The 19,731-nt window shown below is 55.4% G+C and carries 12 protein-coding genes, 1 tRNA gene and 2 rRNA genes; 11 read left to right on the top strand and 4 right to left on the bottom strand.

Annotated elements, in window-relative coordinates:
- The first annotated feature begins 127 nt into the window (after positions 1-127).
- The gene (gene asnA / locus SOM40_RS23290; RefSeq protein WP_106995531.1) at positions 128-1,120 is read left to right on the top strand and encodes an aspartate--ammonia ligase; all 993 of its coding nucleotides are present in this window, start codon (positions 128-130) and stop codon (positions 1,118-1,120) included.
- Here the strand turns inward: asnA and viaA are convergent, their stop codons facing one another.
- Both viaA and ravA read right to left on the bottom strand, forming a co-directional pair.
- Entirely contained in the window at positions 1,121-2,572 is a 1,452-nt protein-coding gene (viaA, locus tag SOM40_RS23285) for an ATPase RavA stimulator ViaA (RefSeq protein ID WP_225759923.1), read from the bottom strand.
- The gene (ravA, locus tag SOM40_RS23280) at positions 2,566-4,062 is read right to left on the bottom strand and encodes an ATPase RavA (RefSeq protein WP_320530792.1); all 1,497 of its coding nucleotides are present in this window, start codon (positions 4,060-4,062) and stop codon (positions 2,566-2,568) included. Before ravA ends, viaA begins: the two co-directional genes overlap by 7 nt.
- A gap of 222 nt (positions 4,063-4,284) precedes the next feature.
- Between ravA and kup the strand changes: the two genes are divergently transcribed.
- The 7 genes from kup (at position 4,285) to rbsR (ending at position 12,223) form a co-directional block, all read left to right on the top strand.
- A complete protein-coding gene (gene kup, locus SOM40_RS23275; protein ID WP_106995528.1) occupies positions 4,285-6,153 on the top strand; it encodes a low affinity potassium transporter Kup in 1,869 nt (622 codons plus the stop codon).
- Positions 6,154-6,368: 215 nt separating this feature from the next.
- Positions 6,369-6,788, top strand: a complete 420-nt coding sequence (gene rbsD / locus SOM40_RS23270) for a D-ribose pyranase (RefSeq protein ID WP_106995527.1) — start codon at positions 6,369-6,371, stop codon at positions 6,786-6,788.
- Positions 6,789-6,795: 7 nt separating this feature from the next.
- Positions 6,796-8,301, top strand: a complete 1,506-nt coding sequence (gene rbsA / locus SOM40_RS23265) for a ribose ABC transporter ATP-binding protein RbsA (RefSeq protein ID WP_166184997.1) — start codon at positions 6,796-6,798, stop codon at positions 8,299-8,301.
- Positions 8,302-8,305: 4 nt separating this feature from the next.
- Positions 8,306-9,271, top strand: coding sequence for a ribose ABC transporter permease (gene rbsC, locus SOM40_RS23260; RefSeq protein ID WP_106995525.1), 966 nt, complete (start codon positions 8,306-8,308; stop codon positions 9,269-9,271).
- 27 nt (positions 9,272-9,298) lie between these two features.
- Positions 9,299-10,189, top strand: a complete 891-nt coding sequence (gene rbsB / locus SOM40_RS23255) for a ribose ABC transporter substrate-binding protein RbsB (RefSeq protein WP_032615470.1) — start codon at positions 9,299-9,301, stop codon at positions 10,187-10,189.
- Between the two features lie 108 nt (positions 10,190-10,297).
- Complete coding sequence (gene rbsK, locus SOM40_RS23250; RefSeq protein ID WP_320530866.1) at positions 10,298-11,227, top strand: ribokinase; 930 nt, start codon at positions 10,298-10,300, stop codon at positions 11,225-11,227.
- 3 nt (positions 11,228-11,230) lie between these two features.
- Positions 11,231-12,223 (top strand): ribose operon transcriptional repressor RbsR, encoded by a 993-nt coding sequence (gene rbsR, locus SOM40_RS23245; RefSeq protein WP_166184991.1) that lies wholly within the window; start codon positions 11,231-11,233, stop codon positions 12,221-12,223.
- Here the strand turns inward: rbsR and mdtD are convergent.
- Positions 12,189-13,616: a multidrug transporter subunit MdtD gene (gene mdtD / locus SOM40_RS23240; protein WP_261644900.1), complete on the bottom strand. Its 1,428-nt coding sequence runs from the start codon at positions 13,614-13,616 to the stop codon at positions 12,189-12,191. The genes rbsR and mdtD overlap by 35 nt on opposite strands.
- Before the next feature lie 21 nt (positions 13,617-13,637).
- Entirely contained in the window at positions 13,638-14,330 is a 693-nt protein-coding gene (locus SOM40_RS23235) for a FadR/GntR family transcriptional regulator (RefSeq protein ID WP_106995522.1), read from the bottom strand.
- A 480-nt stretch (positions 14,331-14,810) separates the two neighbouring features.
- On the opposite strand from SOM40_RS23235, the gene SOM40_RS23230 reads away from it, so the two are divergent.
- The 3 genes from SOM40_RS23230 to SOM40_RS23220 all read left to right on the top strand — a co-directional run bounded on the left by SOM40_RS23230 (position 14,811) and on the right by SOM40_RS23220 (position 19,640).
- Positions 14,811-16,352: ribosomal RNA gene (locus SOM40_RS23230) — 16S ribosomal RNA — on the top strand.
- 87 nt (positions 16,353-16,439) lie between these two features.
- Positions 16,440-16,514: transfer RNA gene (locus SOM40_RS23225), tRNA-Glu, on the top strand.
- 219 nt (positions 16,515-16,733) lie between these two features.
- Positions 16,734-19,640, top strand: a 23S ribosomal RNA gene (locus SOM40_RS23220).
- The 16S and 23S rRNA genes sit together here with 1 tRNA gene alongside, the layout of an rRNA operon.
- Positions 19,641-19,731: the final 91 nt, after the last annotated feature.

Raw genomic sequence — 19,731 nt, 5'->3', positions numbered from 1 at the left:
GAATAACTCTATTCTAGCGTTTAATTTTAACGAATCAAAAGTCATGACGGAGTTTTATTGTTGGATTATTGAAAGACGTTCTTTTTTGTTGCTTAATCAATGCCAACAGGACGCAGGAGTATAAATAATGAAAACCGCTTACATCGCACAACAACGCCAGATCAGTTTCGTTAAATCCCATTTTTCCCGCCAGCTGGAAGAAAAGCTTGGTCTTATTGAAGTCCAGGCACCGATCTTAAGCCGCGTGGGGGACGGGACGCAGGACAACCTGTCTGGTTGCGAAAAAGCGGTACAGGTAAAAGTGAAAACACTGCCAGACGCCCAGTTCGAAGTGGTTCATTCCCTTGCGAAGTGGAAGCGTCAAACTCTGGGGCAACACGACTTCAGCGCGGGCGAAGGGCTTTACACGCACATGAAAGCCCTTCGCCCTGATGAAGACCGTCTTACCGCTATTCACTCTGTGTACGTTGACCAGTGGGACTGGGAACGTGTCATGGGTGATGGCGAGCGTCATACCCGCACGCTGAAAGCGACGGTAGAAGCCATTTATGCCGGGATCAAAGAGACCGAAGCGGCAGTCAGCAAAGAGTTTGGTCTGACCCCGTTCCTGCCGGAGACGATCCAGTTTGTTCATAGCCAGGAGCTGTTGACCCGCTTCCCGGATCTGGATGCCAAAGGCCGTGAGCGTGCGATCGCTAAAGAGCTGGGTGCGGTATTCCTGATTGGGATCGGCGGCAAGCTGTCCCATGGTCAGCGTCACGATGTCCGTGCGCCGGATTATGATGACTGGAGCAGCGAAGGTGAAAGCGGCCTCGCCGGTCTGAACGGCGATATCCTGGTGTGGAACCCGATTCTGGAAGATGCGTTTGAGCTCTCCTCCATGGGGATCCGCGTTGATGCCGACGCGCTGCAGCGTCAGCTGGCCATCACCGGGGATGAAGATCGTCTCAAGCTGGAGTGGCACCAGGCTCTGCTGCGCGGTGAGATGCCGCAGACCATCGGCGGCGGCATTGGCCAGTCTCGTCTGACCATGTTACTGCTGCAGCTGTCCCATATCGGCCAGGTTCAGTGTGGCGTATGGCCGCAGCAGGTTCGTGACAGCGTGGATGCGCTGCTGTAATTAGCGTTTCCAGCGCCGCAGCAGGCGGCTACGCAACCCGGTATCAAAGCGCCAGATATGATCGAAGATGCGCATGATGCCGGGTTTTCCATGGGTGGACATCGCCACCGCGTGAAAACGATGCTGATGTTCCCGCTGCAACACCTTCACTTTGCTCACCACCTCATCCGGCAAGCGCTGGGCAATAAAATCCGAGATCACCACCGCATCGGCGTCATACCACTCTCCGCCCTGCATCCGTTCGATAACCGCGCGAAAACAGCTGGCGAGATCGGTCCCGCCGCGAAAGCGCTGGCTTAAGAAGCGGATCGCTTGCTCGAGGCCGTGCTGGCCCGAAAGCTCGTAGCCCACCACCTCGCTGGAAAACAGCATGATAAAGCAGCGCCGCCTGTCAGCGAGTGCCACCCGCATCAGGGCAAGGCAAAAGGCTTTGGCGCACTGCTCGTTAAAGCCGCCCATTGAACCCGAGGTATCCACGCAGACGATAAATGGCCCGCGGGGCTGCTCGTCGAAATCCTGGTGCACGGCCGGGCGCTGGCTGACCTTCTCTCGCCAGGCATCACCCTGCAGGCGATAGGTCAGGAGCTGCTTCTCCACCAGCCGACGGTAAAATTCATACTCCAGTTCCGTAATACCCAGGGTGGCCAGCTCGGGCGGCAGCAGGCGCAGAATGTCGTCGCTCTGCTGCAGCCCGTCCACCTGCTCCGGCACCGTCGCCGGTTCGCGCACCAGGGTGCGGAAGGTTTCCAGCGGGGCATCCTTTTTTGGCACCGACTTCGCCTCCCGGGAGCGGCCCAGCTGTTCCGCCAGCTGCATCAGCTCCGGCTGCTGGGCCAGAAAGTCACCGTAGCGGACGATAAGCTGATAATCACCCCGCTTCAGCTGGCCGGCGCTCATATCCCACAGGCGACCGGCGGCGTTTTCATTTTCCACCAGCACCGGCTCCAGCGCACCGGCTAAGGTCATGCGCTCCTGCACTTCGCTGAGCAGCTGCTCGCGCTCCTCTTCCATTAACTGCTGATTGAGGGAGGTAGCCTGTACCACCAGGCTTAATCGCCAGCGCTGTAAAAACAGGGTATGCAGAGCGGGCGTAAAGGTGGCGTTATCCACCACCAGCTGTCGGGCCTGGCTGGCATAGGGGGAGTGCACCTTGTCCAGCAGGGTTAAAATTTGCGGTAACTGGACGATCAGCTGGGGCGTGGAGAGCAGCTGGCTCTGCTGATAGCACATCACCTCTTCGGTGAGCTCTGGCGGGACGCGGGTATCTTTCAGCCTTTTGCGTAAATTTTCCCGCCAGCGCGGAAGATCGTCGGTGATGGCGGTTTTAAGCCGGGGGAATTTTTCGAAAAAGACAGCCAGCTGTGGCGAGGCCAGCAGAGTCAGGATGATCTCTTCGATCATACCCTCCTCGCCGACGGCAAGCATAACGTTGAGCGTGTCCAGCGTCAGCATTGACGCGCCTGTTTAATTTGGGCGCTTACGTCCTGGAGGCTGGATTCAATGCGGCCCAGCCAGTCGCTGTGGATAAACAGACATTTTTGCTGCTCGCTGAAGCGGGTGTGCTGCAGGTGCCACTGATTATCCAGCGCTTCCAGCTGCTGTTTGATCTCTTCCGGAACGCTGTCAGAGGCGGTGCCGGGCAGCGCAAGGCGCGAGCCCTGCAGGCTGACGTCACGGATCACAAGATGCAGACTGCCGTCCACTTCCATATTCAGCTGCTGGGCAAAGCCGATGCCGTTGAGTTTGCCGCGGATCTCGCCGCCTTTGCTCAGCCACAGCGACAGGGCTTCACGCTCAATGGTGATGTGAATGACCTGCATATCATGGAGCTTAAGCGGCTGCTGGAGGAGCAATGTCAGGGTGGATTCGCTCAGTTCGGTCGGCAATTCGTAGTGCGGGCGGCGGGCAAACATGCCGCTCTGACAGCTGACGCGCAGGGCGGTTTTATCGCTTTGCTGCTGCTGAAGCTGAAGGCGGCGCTGGGTGATGGCCCCGAGCTGGTTCAGCATCTCCTGCTGCCCCCACGCGTGTCCGGTCATCAATATTTCCAGCTGCTGCTGCATCAGATTCATACCGTTAGCGTCATGCCACAGGCAATCTTTCAGCAGGATCAGATCGATAGGAGCAACCGCATCGCGGCCGCTGAACAGGGCGCTGGCCTGCAGGAGACGAATGGCTTTCTTCCAGCGACGATCGGAGACGTAAGGCGCGCCCGGCAGGGCATCCAGCTGCTGGCGCAGCATAAAGACCAGGTCAAATACCGTATCCGGCAGTTTGATTTTGCCAATGTCCTGCTGCCACTGTTGGTACTCTTCATCCGTCACCTGCAGGGCGGCAGGGACAGGGTTATCGTTTTCATCCTGTTGGCTAATCAGCAGCGAGCGGAAGTTCGCTTTGTCCTGCACTTTGTCGAGCCACAGGCGGATCAGCATGCGGTCATATAAGGCTTCGAGGCTGCTGTCGGCTTCCGGCAGTTCGTTGGAGGCCGCCACCAGCAGACGCATCGGGATTTTTTCTTCAAACGCGCCATTGCGGAACCGACGTTCGTTGATGGCGGTGAGCAGGGTATTCAGGATTGCGGGGCCAGCTTTCCAGATTTCATCGAGAAAAACGATCTCCGCTTCCGGCAGATAGCCCGCCGTCAAACGCTCATAGCGTCCTTCATCTTTTAACGCCTGAATGGAGAGGGGGCCAAACACCTCTTCCGGTGTGGAAAAGCGGGTCATCAGATACTCAAAGGCTCTGGCATGCTGAAAGGCAAATTTCAGCCGGCGGGCAATCAGGCTTTTTGCGATGCCGGGCGGCCCCAGCAGAAAGACGCTTTCACCGCTCAGTGCCGCCAGTAAACAGAGGCGGATGGCATGGCTACGTTCAAATAGCCCTTTTTCCAGCGCGCCGCTGAGACGGGAAATTCTTTCTGCTAATAAATGAGTGTGAGCCATAATTGTTTTGCATCCTTTCGCCGTACACCCGGCTAATTGAAGCGAGTATAGACGTTTCGTTCTGGGCTGGTAATAGACTGAACTACGGTGCTATTTTCTTTGCGCTATGTTAATGCGGGCGCATTTAGGGGTACGATTCTACGATTAATCGTGCATACTGTGCGCTTTTTGTGGGCCAAGGGACTAAGCACACATTTGTTATATAAACGAAAAGACTAGTCTATGAGCACTGATAATAAGCAATCATTACCCGCAATAACGCTCGCGGCGATCGGGGTTGTGTACGGTGATATCGGCACCAGCCCGCTTTATACGCTTCGTGAATGTTTGTCCGGTCAGTTTGGTTTTGGCGTGGAACGCGACGCTGTTTTTGGTTTTTTGTCTCTCATCTTTTGGCTCCTGATCTTAGTAGTCTCCGTTAAATATCTCTCCTTTGTCATGCGCGCAGATAATGCCGGTGAAGGTGGGATCCTGACCTTAATGTCGCTGGCCGGGCGCTACACCTCCCCCAAAATGACCTCCTTCCTGGTGATTATCGGGCTGATTGGCGGCAGCTTCTTCTATGGCGAAGTGGTGATCACACCAGCTATCTCCGTGTTGTCGGCAATCGAAGGGCTTGAGATTGTCGCGCCGCAGCTTGAGGAATGGGTCGTTCCGCTGGCCATTCTTGTGCTGACCCTGCTGTTTGTGATTCAGAAGCACGGCACCGGGCTGGTGGGGAAACTCTTCGCGCCGATTATGCTGGCCTGGTTCCTGATCCTCGCGGTGCTGGGGTTACGCAGCATTATTGCGAATCCGGACGTGCTGCATGCGCTGAACCCGATGTGGGCGGTGCACTTCTTCCTTGAATACAAAACCGTATCGTTTATTGCGCTGGGCGCCGTGGTGCTCTCCATCACCGGGGTCGAGGCGCTGTATGCCGATATGGGGCACTTCGGCAAACTGCCTATTCGTGTGGCCTGGTTTATGGTGGTGCTGCCGTCGCTGGTGCTGAACTACTTCGGCCAGGGCGCGCTGCTGCTCAAACATCCGGAAGCGATTAAAAACCCGTTCTTCCTGCTGGCCCCGGACTGGGCGCTGGTGCCGATGCTGATCCTCGCCACGCTGGCGACGGTGATTGCCTCTCAGGCGGTGATCTCTGGCGTCTTCTCCCTGACCCGTCAGGCCGTACGTCTGGGTTATCTCTCCCCGATGCGCATCATTCATACGTCAGAGATGGAGTCGGGCCAGATCTACATCCCGTTCATTAACTGGCTGCTCTATTTCGCGGTAGTGATTGTTATCGTCAGCTTCGAGCACTCCAGTAACCTGGCGGCAGCCTACGGTATCGCCGTCACCGGGACGATGGTGCTGACCTCCATCCTCTCCACCACGGTGGCGTACCGCAACTGGCACTGGAATAAATTCCTCGTGGGAATGATTCTGGTCGGCTTCCTCTGCATCGATATTCCGCTGTTCTCGGCCAACCTCGACAAGATTGTCTCCGGCGGCTGGCTGCCGCTGACGCTGGGTATGGTGATGTTCATTGTGATGACCACCTGGAAGAGCGAGCGTTTCCGCCTGCTGCGTCGGATGCACGAGCACGGTAATTCTCTGGATGCGATGATCGTCTCGCTGGAGAAATCCCCGCCGGTGCGTGTGCCGGGTACAGCAGTCTATATGTCGCGTGCGCTGAACGTGATTCCGTTTGCCCTGATGCACAACCTCAAGCACAACAAGGTGTTGCATGAGCGGGTGATCCTCCTGACGCTGCGTACCGAAGATGCGCCGTATGTGCATAATGTTCGCCGCGTGCAGATAGAGCAGCTTTCGCCCACTTTCTGGCGGGTAGTGGCCAGCTATGGCTGGCGCGAAACCCCGAACGTGGAAGAGGTGTTCCACCGCTGCGGTCTGGAAGGTTTAAGCTGCCGGATGATGGAGACCTCGTTCTTTATGTCGCACGAGTCGCTGATCATCGGCAAACGCCCGTGGTATCTGCGCCTGCGCGGCAAGCTCTACCTTATCCTCCAGCGTAACGCCCTGCGTGCGCCCGACCAGTTCGAGATCCCGCCTAACCGCGTCATTGAGTTAGGGACACAGGTCGAGATTTAGTTAGTGCCCGGCGGCGCTTCGCTTGCGCGGGCCTACGGTTTTGTAGGCCGGGTAAGCGCAGCGCCACCCGGCAAATATTCCCCCTCTTCTCCCCCGCATTTCACTTAGCGAAACGTTTCGACAACGATCACAAATCTGCAACGCCATGGTGGTTTTCTGCGCATCGGTAAGATTAAACTGACGCCAGCGAAACGTTTCGCTAGTGGAGCAAGAAAATGAAGAAAGGCACTGTACTCAACTCTGAAGTCTCATCGGTCATCTCCCGTCTTGGGCATACCGATACGCTGGTGGTCTGTGATGCGGGTTTACCCATTCCTCACAGTACAACGCGTATTGATCTGGCATTAACCCAGGGCGTGCCCTCGTTTATGCAGGTACTGGATGTGGTGACAACCGAGATGCAGGTTGAGGAAGCCATTCTCGCAACGGAAATCAAACAACATAATCCGCAGCTCCACGAAACGTTGCTTGGCCATATCAAGCAGCTGCAACAACACCAGGGAAACACCATAAAAATAAGTTACATAACGCACGAGCAGTTCAAGAAAAATACCGCTGACAGCCAGGCGGTTATTCGCAGCGGGGAGTGTTCCCCGTATGCGAATATCATTCTCTGTGCTGGCGTCACCTTCTGAGGCCACCATGGACGCACTCCTGCAACTGAAAGGGATCGATAAGTCGTTCCCGGGCGTTAAAGCCCTCTCCGGTGCCGCACTGAACGTCTATGCCGGCCGCGTGATGGCGCTGGTGGGTGAAAACGGTGCCGGCAAATCCACGATGATGAAAGTGCTGACCGGCATCTATCAACGTGATGCCGGTTCGCTGCTGTGGCTCGGCAAAGAGACCACCTTCACCGGCCCGAAATCCTCCCAGGAAGCCGGGATCGGCATCATCCACCAGGAGTTGAACCTGATCCCACAGCTGTCCATCGCGGAGAACATCTTCCTCGGTCGCGAGTTTGTGAATCGCTTTGGCAAAATTGACTGGAAACAGATGTATGCCGAAGCCGACAAACTGCTGGCGAAGCTGAACCTGCGCTTCAAAAGCGATCGGCTGGTGGGTGACCTTTCCATTGGCGATCAGCAGATGGTGGAGATCGCCAAGGTGCTGAGCTTCGAATCCCGGGTCATCGTCATGGATGAGCCGACCGACGCCCTCACCGATACCGAAACCGACTCTCTGTTCCGCGTGATCCGCGAGCTGAAAGCGCAGGGGCGCGGCATCGTCTACATCTCCCACCGTATGAAAGAGATCTTCGAGATCTGCGATGACGTGACCGTCTTCCGCGACGGGCAGTTTATTGCCGAGCGTGAAGTGGTGACCCTCACCGAAGATACGCTGATTGAGATGATGGTGGGCCGTAAGCTCGAAGACCAGTACCCGCGTATTGATAAGCAGCCGGGCGATATCCGCCTGAAGGTCGATAACCTGTGCGGCCCGGGCGTCAACGACGTCTCCTTTACGCTGCGCCAGGGCGAGATCCTCGGCGTGGCCGGGCTGATGGGGGCTGGCCGTACCGAACTGATGAAAGTGCTGTACGGTGCCCTGCCGCGCACCAGCGGGTATGTCACGCTCGATGGGCATGAAGTGGTTACCCGCTCTCCGCAGGATGGCCTGGCGAACGGTATCGTCTATATCTCCGAAGACCGTAAGCGCGATGGTCTGGTGCTGGGGATGTCGGTGAAAGAGAACATGTCCTTGACCGCGCTGCGCTACTTCAGCCGCAACGGTGGGAGCCTGAAGCATAAAGACGAGCAGCAGGCCGTCAGTGATTTTATCCGCCTCTTTAACGTCAAAACCCCGTCGATGGAACAGGCTATCGGTCTGCTGTCCGGCGGTAACCAGCAGAAAGTGGCGATTGCCCGCGGCCTGATGACCCGTCCGAAGGTGCTGATCCTCGATGAGCCAACCCGCGGTGTGGACGTCGGCGCCAAGAAAGAGATTTATCAGCTCATCAACCAGTTCAAGGCTGACGGGCTGAGCATCATTCTGGTCTCTTCCGAGATGCCAGAAGTATTAGGCATGAGCGATCGCATTATCGTTATGCATGAAGGGCATCTCGGCGGTGAATTCAGTCGCGAGCAGGCCACCCAGGAAATTCTGATGGCTGCCGCTGTGGGCAAGCTTAATCGCGTGGATCAGGAGTAAGAAGATGACTACCCAGGCTGTTTCTGGACGCCGCTATTTCACTAAGGCATGGCTGCTGGAACAAAAATCGCTGATTGCTCTGCTGGTGCTGATCGCGATTGTCTCCACCATGAGCCCGAACTTTTTTACCGTAAATAACCTGTTCAACATCCTTCAGCAAACGTCCGTCAACGCCATTATGGCGGTGGGGATGACGCTGGTGATTTTGACATCGGGTATCGACCTGTCCGTCGGTTCCCTGCTGGCGCTCACCGGCGCGGTTGCCGCTTCAATTGTAGGGATTGAAGTCAACGCGCTGGTGGCGGTGGCAGCGGCCCTGGCGCTGGGCGCTGCGATTGGAGCCGTCACCGGAATGATTGTAGCGAAAGGCCGCGTGCAGGCGTTTATCGCCACCCTGGTGATGATGCTGCTGCTGCGCGGTGTGACCATGGTCTACACCAACGGTAGCCCGGTGAACACCGGCTTTACCGACAACGCCGATCTGTTTGGCTGGTTCGGTATCGGCCGCCCGCTGGGTATCCCGACGCCGGTGTGGATCATGGGGCTGGTGTTCCTCGCGGCGTGGTACATGTTGCATCACACCCGTCTGGGTCGTTATATCTATGCCCTGGGCGGTAACGAAGCGGCGACGCGTCTGTCCGGCATCAGCGTCAATAAAGTCAAAATTATCGTCTACTCCCTGTGCGGCCTGCTGGCCTCGCTGGCGGGCATTATCGAGGTGGCACGTCTCTCCTCTGCTCAGCCAACGGCGGGTACCGGTTATGAGCTGGATGCCATCGCTGCGGTCGTGCTGGGCGGTACCAGCCTGGCAGGGGGTAAAGGTCGTATCGTGGGGACGCTGATCGGTGCGCTGATCCTCGGCTTCCTGAACAATGGTTTGAATTTGTTAGGTGTTTCTTCCTATTACCAGATGATCGTCAAAGCGGTAGTGATTTTGCTGGCGGTACTGGTAGACAACAAAAAACAGTAACTGACGACACTACAGGACATCTTTGATATGAACATGAAAAAACTGGCTACCCTGGTTTCTGCTGTCGCGCTGAGCGCAACTGTGAGTGCAAACGCCATGGCGAAAGATACCATCGCGCTGGTGGTTTCTACCCTGAACAACCCGTTCTTCGTCTCCCTGAAGGATGGCGCGCAGAAAGAAGCCGACAAGCTGGGCTACAACCTGGTGATCCTGGATTCCCAGAACAACCCGGCGAAAGAGCTGGCTAACGTGCAGGACTTAACCGTTCGCGGCACCAAAATTCTGCTGATCAACCCGACCGATTCCGATGCGGTAGGTAACGCCGTGAAGATGGCTAACCAGGCCAATATCCCGGTGATCACCCTGGACCGTCAGGCGTCTAAAGGCGAAGTGGTCAGCCACATTGCCTCTGATAACGTGCTGGGCGGCAAAATTGCCGGTGATTACATCGCCAAAAAAGCAGGCGAAGGTGCCAAGGTTATCGAACTGCAGGGTATCGCCGGGACTTCCGCAGCGCGTGAGCGTGGCGAAGGCTTCCAGCAGGCCGTTGCTGCCCACAAATTCAATGTACTGGCCAGCCAGCCGGCAGACTTCGACCGTACTAAAGGTCTGAACGTAATGCAGAACCTGCTGACCGCTCACCCGGACGTTAAAGCGGTATTCGCACAGAACGACGAAATGGCGCTGGGCGCACTGCGTGCTCTGCAAACCGCAGGCAAATCGGATGTGATGGTTGTCGGATTTGACGGCACGCCTGATGGTGAAAAAGCGGTGAACGATGGCAAACTGGCTGCGACCATTGCTCAGCTTCCTGAGCAGATCGGCGCGACTGGCGTGCAGACTGCTGACAAAGTGCTGAAGGGCGAGAAAGTTCAGGCTAAATACCCTGTTGACCTGAAACTGGTCATCAAGCAGTAACAGGCGATTCAGGCAGCTACCGGCTGCCTGAGGGACAACATATAAAGAAATAGCGTGGCATATGCCACCGGGTTCTCCCGGTGGCACTCTCAGATGGACACCTCAATGATGAAAACCGCAGGTAAGCTCGTTGTCCTTGGCAGCATTAATGCCGATCACATTCTTAACCTTGACGCTTTCCCGACACCGGGCGAAACCGTAACCGGCAATCGCTATCAGGTCGCCTTTGGCGGCAAAGGCGCAAACCAGGCGGTCGCCGCCGGACGCAGCGGCGCAAACATCGCCTTTATCGCCTGTACCGGCGATGACGATACCGGTGAGCGCGTGCGCAAACAGCTGGCAAGCGACAACATCGATATTGCGCCGGTCAGCGTAGTAGAAGGCGAATCAACCGGCGTGGCGCTGATTTTTGTCAACGCGGAAGGTGAGAATGTTATCGGTATTCATGCAGGTGCTAATGCGGCGCTGACCGCTGAACGCGTGGCGGCGCAACATGAGAGTATCGTCAGTGCCGACGCGCTGCTGATGCAGCTGGAGACGCCGGTAGAAAGCGTGCTGGCGGCGGCAAAAATTGCCCATAAAAATCACACCACTGTCGTACTTAATCCCGCGCCTGCCCGTGTATTATCAGACGAGTTGCTGGCGCTGGTGGATATCATCACCCCTAACGAAACCGAAGCCGAAAAGCTGACGGGTATTCGCGTTGAAAACGATGACGATGCGGCGCGCGCGGCGAAAGCCCTGCACCAGAAAGGCATCAATACGGTCATCATTACCCTTGGCAGCCGTGGCGTATGGGCCAGCGTCGAGGGGGAAGGTCGTCGCGTTCCCGGCTTTAAGGTGAAAGCTGTTGATACCATCGCTGCAGGCGATACCTTTAATGGTGCGCTGGTCACGGCGCTGCTGGAAGGTGAGCCGCTGGATACCGCGATTCGTTTTGCCCATGCGGCGGCGGCCATTGCGGTAACCCGTCCAGGCGCACAGCCTTCTGTACCCTGGCGCAATGAGATCGATGAATTTTTAAGTCAGCAGAGGTAGCGTTTGGCCACAATGAAAGATGTCGCTCGCATGGCGGGCGTCTCTACTTCCACTGTCTCCCATGTCATTAATAACGATCGCTTCGTCAGCGAGGCGATCCGGGAGAAGGTCGAAGCCGCAGTTAAAACCCTCAATTATGCGCCTTCCGCCCTGGCACGCAGTCTGAAGCTCAACCAGACCCGCACCATTGGCATGCTGATCACCGCCAGTACCAACCCCTTTTACTCTGAGCTGGTGCGCGGCGTAGAGCGCAGCTGTTTTGAGCGCGGATACAGTCTGGTGCTCTGTAATACCGAAGGCGACGAGCAGCGCATGAACCGTAATCTGGAGACGCTGATGCAAAAGCGCGTCGACGGGTTATTACTCCTGTGTACTGAAACGCATCAACCCTCGCCCGAGATAATGCAGCGCTACCCTTCCGTTCCCACGGTGATGATGGACTGGGCGCCGTTCGACGGTACCAGCGATCTGATTCAGGATAACTCGCTGCTGGGTGGGGACATGGCGACGCAGCATCTGATTGATAAAGGGCATACCCGCATCGCCTGCATTACCGGTCCGCTGGATAAAACCCCTGCCCGCCTGCGGCTGGAAGGTTTTCTGGTCGCCATGGCGCGCGCCGGTCTTCCGGTGCCTGACGGGTATCAAATCACCGGTGACTTTGAATTTAGCGGCGGGTTTGAGGCGATGCAGTCCTTACTGGCGCAGAAAGATCGCCCTCAGGCGGTGTTTATTGGTAATGATGCGATGGCTGTGGGGGCCTATCAGGCGCTCTATCAGGCGGGGCTTCGTGTCCCGGACGATATCGCCGTGGTGGGATATGACGATATCGAACTGGCGCAGTATATGACGCCGCCGCTCACCACTATTCATCAGCCCAAGGATGAACTGGGCGAGCTGGCGATTGATGTGCTGATCCACCGTATCACCCAGCCCGCACTGCAACCACAGCGGCTGCAGCTTACTCCTGTTCTGATGGAACGGGGTTCTGTTTAGGTTTGTGCCGTTCTTTAATGAGGTTACGACCATCTTTCGGTTTTAACAGCATAAAGACCAGGGCCGAGATCACCGTCATCACGCCCATGGTGATAAAGGTTGAGTGGAATTGTTCGACAGTATTCGTACCGCCGAACCCTTCATAAAAGCGCAACACCGCCGCACTCAGCGCCACTCCCAGACTGATCGACAGCTGCTGCGTCACCGCCAGCATGCTGTTGCCGCCGCTGGCGTTCTCATCGCTGAGATCGGCCAGGGTAATGGTGTTCATCGAGGTGAACTGGATGGACATCGCCATCCCCAGTACAAACAGCGGCAGGATCAGCATCCATATCGGCAGCGCGGCCGACTGCAGTGAGAATTGCGCAATCATCACGCCAATAAATACCGTCACGCCGACCAGTGTCCTGCGGTATCCCACCCGGCGTAACAGCTGGGTCACGCCGGATTTCGCCAGAATCGAACCCAACGCGGTAGGCGCCATCATGCAGCCGGCGATCAGCGCCGGATAACCGAACCCGACCTGCAGCATCAGCGGCATCAGGAAGGGAACACACCCGGTACCCAGACGTGAAGCGATGTTTCCGGCAATACCCACCGAGAAGGTGCGCGTGTTAAACAGCGAGAGTGAAATCAGCGGCGTAGGGTGACGACGCGCATGACGTATATAAAGAAGAAAAAGAAGAATACCGCTGAAGATGATGGAGACGGCCAGCCAGGTGGCCACCACTTTCTCACCGAACAACTCCATGCCGCTGGAAAACAGCACCAGGCTCAGTCCAAACAGGAAGAACCCGCCCATATCGAATTTGCGCCGCGGGGTGGTGAAGTTCGGCATAAATTTACGGGCATAGAAAAGACCGGCGACGCCAATCGGAATATTAATAAGGAAGATCCAGTGCCAGCTGGCCCAGGTGACCAGCACGCCCCCCAGTACCGGCCCGAGGATCGGCCCGACCAGGCCCGGCATAGTGACAAAGTTAAGTACCGGCAACAGTTCGCTGCGCGGATAGGCTCTTAGCAGCGCCAGACGCGCGACCGGCATCATCATCGCGCCGCCAATTCCCTGAATCACCCGGAACACAACCAGCTCGCCCAGTGAACTGGAGAGTGCGCAGGCCAGCGACCCCAGCGTAAATAAGGTAACCGCCAGCATAAAGATACGCCGCGTGCCGAAGCGATCGGCCAGCCAGCCGCTCACCGGGATCAGCATCGCAACAGTCAGGGTATAACTGATGATGGCTGACTGCATGGCCAGCGGAGAACGGTTAAGACTTTCGGCAATCGCCGGGAGAGCGGTATTGAGGATGGTGGCGTCCAGCGCCTGCATAAAGAAAGCCATTGCCGCGATCCATGGCAAACCCGCCATGCTGCGCGCTTTTTTTACTGTCATTCGAATTCCTGTTGTTTATGACTATCGTGCTGGTGTGGCAAGCAGTGTCTGGCTGGCTGTCATGGCGCGTAGCCCGTCGCTATCCTGAATGGCATCAACGATAGCCTGGTGTAAATCCAGCTTCACCACCTCGTCCTGAGTAATAGACGTAAAGTAGGTGTGATAAACAGAATGAAAGAGCGAGGCAAAAGAGGTCAGGAACGGATTACCGCTCATCTCATAGATATGCTCATGCCAGGCCATATCCACTTCTATCCAGCGTTCCCGGTTGAAGTGCTTTTTCAGATGCACCATCTCATCCATCAGAGTATTTAACCGCGCTTTTTGCTCTGCCGTTCCGATCGTGGCGGCCAGCAGGCAGGCCTGCGGCTCCAGACTGCTGCGCATGACCAGGAAATGATCGATGACCTGATGGAAGTTATCTTCCGTCATCCACCAGGAGAGTAGCTCCTGATCGAGGAAGTTCCAGTTGCCCTGGGGCATCACGCGCGTACCGATGCGCGGACGGGGAAGCACCATCCCTTTCGCGGTTAAGGTTTTGACGGCTTCACGCACGGCAGTTCGGCTTACGCCAAACTGCTCACCCAGTTCCAGTTCGCCCGGCAGGATGCTACCTGGCAGGTATTCACCCGCCAGGATTCGCTGTGCCAGCTTTTCTGCCAGCACATAGGAGAGATTTTTTTGTGCCGCCAGCTGTTGCGCGCTCAAAGGCATAACGCATATTCCTTGATTCTTAATGCTAGTAAGTATGCCATCTGCAGGATAGTTGTGGTTGGTAAAACGACAATTAGCGCAATTTCTGGCTAAAAGATGGGTGTTTTGGTGAAAAAAAGCACGGTTGATTAGTTTTTTTAAATTTACTCTTGTCACTGCCGAAGAACTCCCTATAATGCGCCTCCACTGACACGGAACAACGGATTACAAACCGCCGTGACAGCAGGCTTCAGAGATGAACGCCGGCGGAGAAAAGCGAAAATAATTGCTTGACTCTGAATGAGGAAAACGTATTATACGGGACCTCGCAACGGTGAGCGAAAGCCGCGTTGCACTGCTCTTTAACAATTTATCAGACAATCTGTGTGGGCACTCAAAGTGACATGGATTCTTAACGTCGCAAGACGATAAATGAATACCAAAGTCTCTGAGTGAACATACGTAATTCATTACGAAGTTTAATTCACGAGCATCAAACTTAAATTGAAGAGTTTGATCATGGCTCAGATTGAACGCTGGCGGCAGGCCTAACACATGCAAGTCGAACGGTAGCACAGGGGAGCTTGCTCCCTGGGTGACGAGTGGCGGACGGGTGAGTAATGTCTGGGAAACTGCCTGATGGAGGGGGATAACTACTGGAAACGGTAGCTAATACCGCATAACGTCGCAAGACCAAAGAGGGGGACCTTCGGGCCTCTTGCCATCAGATGTGCCCAGATGGGATTAGCTAGTAGGTGGGGTAACGGCTCACCTAGGCGACGATCCCTAGCTGGTCTGAGAGGATGACCAGCCACACTGGAACTGAGACACGGTCCAGACTCCTACGGGAGGCAGCAGTGGGGAATATTGCACAATGGGCGCAAGCCTGATGCAGCCATGCCGCGTGTATGAAGAAGGCCTTCGGGTTGTAAAGTACTTTCAGCGAGGAGGAAGGCGGTGAGGTTAATAACCTCATCGATTGACGTTACTCGCAGAAGAAGCACCGGCTAACTCCGTGCCAGCAGCCGCGGTAATACGGAGGGTGCAAGCGTTAATCGGAATTACTGGGCGTAAAGCGCACGCAGGCGGTCTGTCAAGTCGGATGTGAAATCCCCGGGCTCAACCTGGGAACTGCATTCGAAACTGGCAGGCTAGAGTCTTGTAGAGGGGGGTAGAATTCCAGGTGTAGCGGTGAAATGCGTAGAGATCTGGAGGAATACCGGTGGCGAAGGCGGCCCCCTGGACAAAGACTGACGCTCAGGTGCGAAAGCGTGGGGAGCAAACAGGATTAGATACCCTGGTAGTCCACGCCGTAAACGATGTCGACTTGGAGGTTGTTCCCTTGAGGAGTGGCTTCCGGAGCTAACGCGTTAAGTCGACCGCCTGGGGAGTACGGCCGCAAGGTTAAAACTCAAATGAATTGACGGGGGCCCGCACAAGCGGTGGAGCATGTGGTTTAATTCGATGCAACGCGAAGAACCTTACCTACTCTTGACATCCAGAGAACTTAGCAGAGATGCTTTGGTGCCTTCGGGAACTCTGAGACAGGTGCTGCATGGCTGTCGTCAGCTCGTGTTGTGAAATGTTGGGTTAAGTCCCGCAACGAGCGCAACCCTTATCCTTTGTTGCCAGCGGTTAGGCCGGGAACTCAAAGGAGACTGCCAGTGATAAACTGGAGGAAGGTGGGGATGACGTCAAGTCATCATGGCCCTTACGAGTAGGGCTACACACGTGCTACAATGGCGCATACAAAGAGAAGCGACCTCGCGAGAGCAAGCGGACCTCATAAAGTGCGTCGTAGTCCGGATTGGAGTCTGCAACTCGACTCCATGAAGTCGGAATCGCTAGTAATCGTAGATCAGAATGCTACGGTGAATACGTTCCCGGGCCTTGTACACACCGCCCGTCACACCATGGGAGTGGGTTGCAAAAGAAGTAGGTAGCTTAACCTTCGGGAGGGCGCTTACCACTTTGTGATTCATGACTGGGGTGAAGTCGTAACAAGGTAACCGTAGGGGAACCTGCGGTTGGATCACCTCCTTACCTTAAAGAACCTGCCTTTGCAGTGTCCACACAGATTGTCTGATGAAAAGTAACGAGCAAGACGGCTGCGAAGTCGCGACACATCGTGTCCCCTTCGTCTAGCGGTTAGGACTCCGCCCTTTCACGGCGGCAACAGGGGTTCGAATCCCCTAGGGGACGCCACTTGCTGGGTGTGAGTGAAAGGCACAACCAATCAGTATCTCAAAACTGACTGTTAAGTCATGTTTGAGATATTTGCTCTTTAAAAATCTGGATCAAGCTGAAAATTGAAACGACACACTGTGTCTGCTCTCCGTAATAAGAGCAGATGGTAGGTGTGTTCGAGTCTCTCAAATTTTCGCAAAACGATGATGAATCGAAAGAGACATCTTCGGGTTGTGAGGTTAAGCGACTAAGCGTACACGGTGGATGCCTAGGCAGTCAGAGGCGATGAAGGACGTGCTAATCTGCGATAAGCGTCGGTAAGGTGATATGAACCGTTATAACCGACGATTTCCGAATGGGGAAACCCAGTGTGATTCGTCACACTATCGTTAAGTGAATACATAGCTTAACGAAGCGAACCAGGGGAACTGAAACATCTAAGTACCCTGAGGAAAAGAAATCAACCGAGATTCCCCCAGTAGCGGCGAGCGAACGGGGAGCAGCCCAGAGTCTGAATCAGCATGTGTGTCAGTGGAAGCGTCTGGAAAGTCGCAGGGTACAGGGTGATACTCCCGTACACGAAGATACACCTGCTGTGAACTCGAAGAGTAGGGCGGGACACGTGGTATCCTGTCTGAATATGGGGGGACCATCCTCCAAGGCTAAATACTCCTGACTGACCGATAGTGAACCAGTACCGTGAGGGAAAGGCGAAAAGAACCCCGGCGAGGGGAGTGAAAAAGAACCTGAAACCGTGTACGTACAAGCAGTGGGAGCACCCTTGTGGTGTGACTGCGTACCTTTTGTATAATGGGTCAGCGACTTATATTCTGTAGCAAGGTTAACCGTATAGGGGAGCCGAAGGGAAACCGAGTCTTAACTGGGCGTTAAGTTGCAGGGTATAGACCCGAAACCCGGTGATCTAGCCATGGGCAGGTTGAAGGTTGGGTAACACTAACTGGAGGACCGAACCGACTAATGTTGAAAAATTAGCGGATGACTTGTGGCTGGGGGTGAAAGGCCAATCAAACCGGGAGATAGCTGGTTCTCCCCGAAAGCTATTTAGGTAGCGCCTCGTGAACTCATCTCCGGGGGTAGAGCACTGTTTCGGCTAGGGGGCCATCCCGGCTTACCAACCCGATGCAAACTGCGAATACCGGAGAATGTTATCACGGGAGACACACGGCGGGTGCTAACGTCCGTCGTGAAGAGGGAAACAACCCAGACCGCCAGCTAAGGTCCCAAAGTCATGGTTAAGTGGGAAACGATGTGGGAAGGCACAGACAGCCAGGATGTTGGCTTAGAAGCAGCCATCATTTAAAGAAAGCGTAATAGCTCACTGGTCGAGTCGGCCTGCGCGGAAGATGTAACGGGGCTAAACCATGCACCGAAGCTGCGGCAGCGACACTATGTGTTGTTGGGTAGGGGAGCGTTCTGTAAGCCGTTGAAGGTGGACTGTGAGGTCTGCTGGAGGTATCAGAAGTGCGAATGCTGACATAAGTAACGATAAAGCGGGTGAAAAACCCGCTCGCCGGAAGACCAAGGGTTCCTGTCCAACGTTAATCGGGGCAGGGTGAGTCGACCCCTAAGGCGAGGCCGAAAGGCGTAGTCGATGGGAAACAGGTTAATATTCCTGTACTCGGTGTTACTGCGAAGGGGGGACGGAGAAGGCTATGTTGGCCGGGCGACGGTTGTCCCGGTTTAAGCATGTAGGCGGAGGTTCCAGGTAAATCCGGAACCTTATTCAACGCTGAGGTGTGATGACGAGGCACTACGGTGCTGAAGCAACAAATGCCCTGCTTCCAGGAAAAGCCTCTAAGCATCAGGTAACATCAAATCGTACCCCAAACCGACACAGGTGGTCAGGTAGAGAATACCAAGGCGCTTGAGAGAACTCGGGTGAAGGAACTAGGCAAAATGGTGCCGTAACTTCGGGAGAAGGCACGCTGATGGTAGGTGAAGCGACTTGCTCGTGGAGCTGAAATCAGTCGAAGATACCAGCTGGCTGCAACTGTTTATTAAAAACACAGCACTGTGCAAACACGAAAGTGGACGTATACGGTGTGACGCCTGCCCGGTGCCGGAAGGTTAATTGATGGGGTTAGCGGCAACGCGAAGCTCTTGATCGAAGCCCCGGTAAACGGCGGCCGTAACTATAACGGTCCTAAGGTAGCGAAATTCCTTGTCGGGTAAGTTCCGACCTGCACGAATGGCGTAATGATGGCCAGGCTGTCTCCACCCGAGACTCAGTGAAATTGAAATCGCTGTGAAGATGCAGTGTACCCGCGGCAAGACGGAAAGACCCCGTGAACCTTTACTATAGCTTGACACTGAACACTGGTCCTTGATGTGTAGGATAGGTGGGAGGCTTTGAAGCGTGGACGCCAGTCTGCGTGGAGCCAACCTTGAAATACCACCCTTTAATGGCTGGTGTTCTAACGTGGACCCGTAATCCGGGTTGCGGACAGTGTCTGGTGGGTAGTTTGACTGGGGCGGTCTCCTCCTAAAGAGTAACGGAGGAGCACGAAGGTTAGCTAATCCTGGTCGGACATCAGGAGGTTAGTGCAATGGCATAAGCTAGCTTGACTGCGAGAGTGACGGCTCGAGCAGGTGCGAAAGCAGGTCATAGTGATCCGGTGGTTCTGTATGGAAGGGCCATCGCTCAACGGATAAAAGGTACTCCGGGGATAACAGGCTGATACCGCCCAAGAGTTCATATCGACGGCGGTGTTTGGCACCTCGATGTCGGCTCATCACATCCTGGGGCTGAAGTAGGTCCCAAGGGTACGGCTGTTCGCCGTTTAAAGTGGTACGCGAGCTGGGTTTAGAACGTCGTGAGACAGTTCGGTCCCTATCTGCCGTGGGCGCTGGAGAATTGAGGGGGGCTGCTCCTAGTACGAGAGGACCGGAGTGGACGCATCACTGGTGTTCGGGTTGTCATGCCAATGGCACTGCCCGGTAGCTAAATGCGGAAAAGATAAGTGCTGAAAGCATCTAAGCACGAAACTTGCCCCGAGATGAGTTCTCCCTGACCCTTTAAGGGTCCTGAAGGAACGTTGAAGACGACGACGTTGATAGGTCGGGTGTGTAAGCGCAGCGATGCGTTGAGCTAACCGATACTAATGAACCGTGAGGCTTAACCTTACAACGCCGAAGCTGTTTCGGCGGATTTGAAAGACGATTTTCAGCTGATTACAGATTACTCATCACGCCTGCGGGCGGGGTGAACAACAGA

Origin of the sequence: Leclercia sp. CFBP8987, assembly GCF_034044995.2 — a bacterium.
GTDB lineage: Bacteria > Pseudomonadota > Gammaproteobacteria > Enterobacterales > Enterobacteriaceae > Enterobacter > Enterobacter tamurae.
Note: the sequence above shows the minus strand (reverse complement) of the source record. Positions and strands in the feature narration are given on the sequence as shown.

Bases quoted from the DNA above. Each gene is read 5' to 3' on its own strand.
- viaA (WP_225759923.1), bottom strand. From the start codon at position 2,572: ATGCTGACGCTGGACACGCTCAACGTTATGCTTGCCGTCGGCGAGGAG.
- rbsA (WP_166184997.1), top strand. From the start codon at position 6,796: ATGGACGCACTCCTGCAACTGAAAGGGATCGATAAGTCGTTCCCGGGC.
- mdtD (WP_261644900.1), bottom strand. From the start codon at position 13,616: ATGACAGTAAAAAAAGCGCGCAGCATGGCGGGTTTGCCATGGATCGCG.
- asnA (WP_106995531.1), top strand. From the start codon at position 128: ATGAAAACCGCTTACATCGCACAACAACGCCAGATCAGTTTCGTTAAA.
- kup (WP_106995528.1), top strand. From the start codon at position 4,285: ATGAGCACTGATAATAAGCAATCATTACCCGCAATAACGCTCGCGGCG.
- rbsK (WP_320530866.1), top strand. From the start codon at position 10,298: ATGAAAACCGCAGGTAAGCTCGTTGTCCTTGGCAGCATTAATGCCGAT.
- rbsB (WP_032615470.1), top strand. From the start codon at position 9,299: ATGAACATGAAAAAACTGGCTACCCTGGTTTCTGCTGTCGCGCTGAGC.
- ravA (WP_320530792.1), bottom strand. From the start codon at position 4,062: ATGGCTCACACTCATTTATTAGCAGAAAGAATTTCCCGTCTCAGCGGC.
- rbsD (WP_106995527.1), top strand. From the start codon at position 6,369: ATGAAGAAAGGCACTGTACTCAACTCTGAAGTCTCATCGGTCATCTCC.
- rbsC (WP_106995525.1), top strand. From the start codon at position 8,306: ATGACTACCCAGGCTGTTTCTGGACGCCGCTATTTCACTAAGGCATGG.
- SOM40_RS23235 (WP_106995522.1), bottom strand. From the start codon at position 14,330: ATGCCTTTGAGCGCGCAACAGCTGGCGGCACAAAAAAATCTCTCCTAT.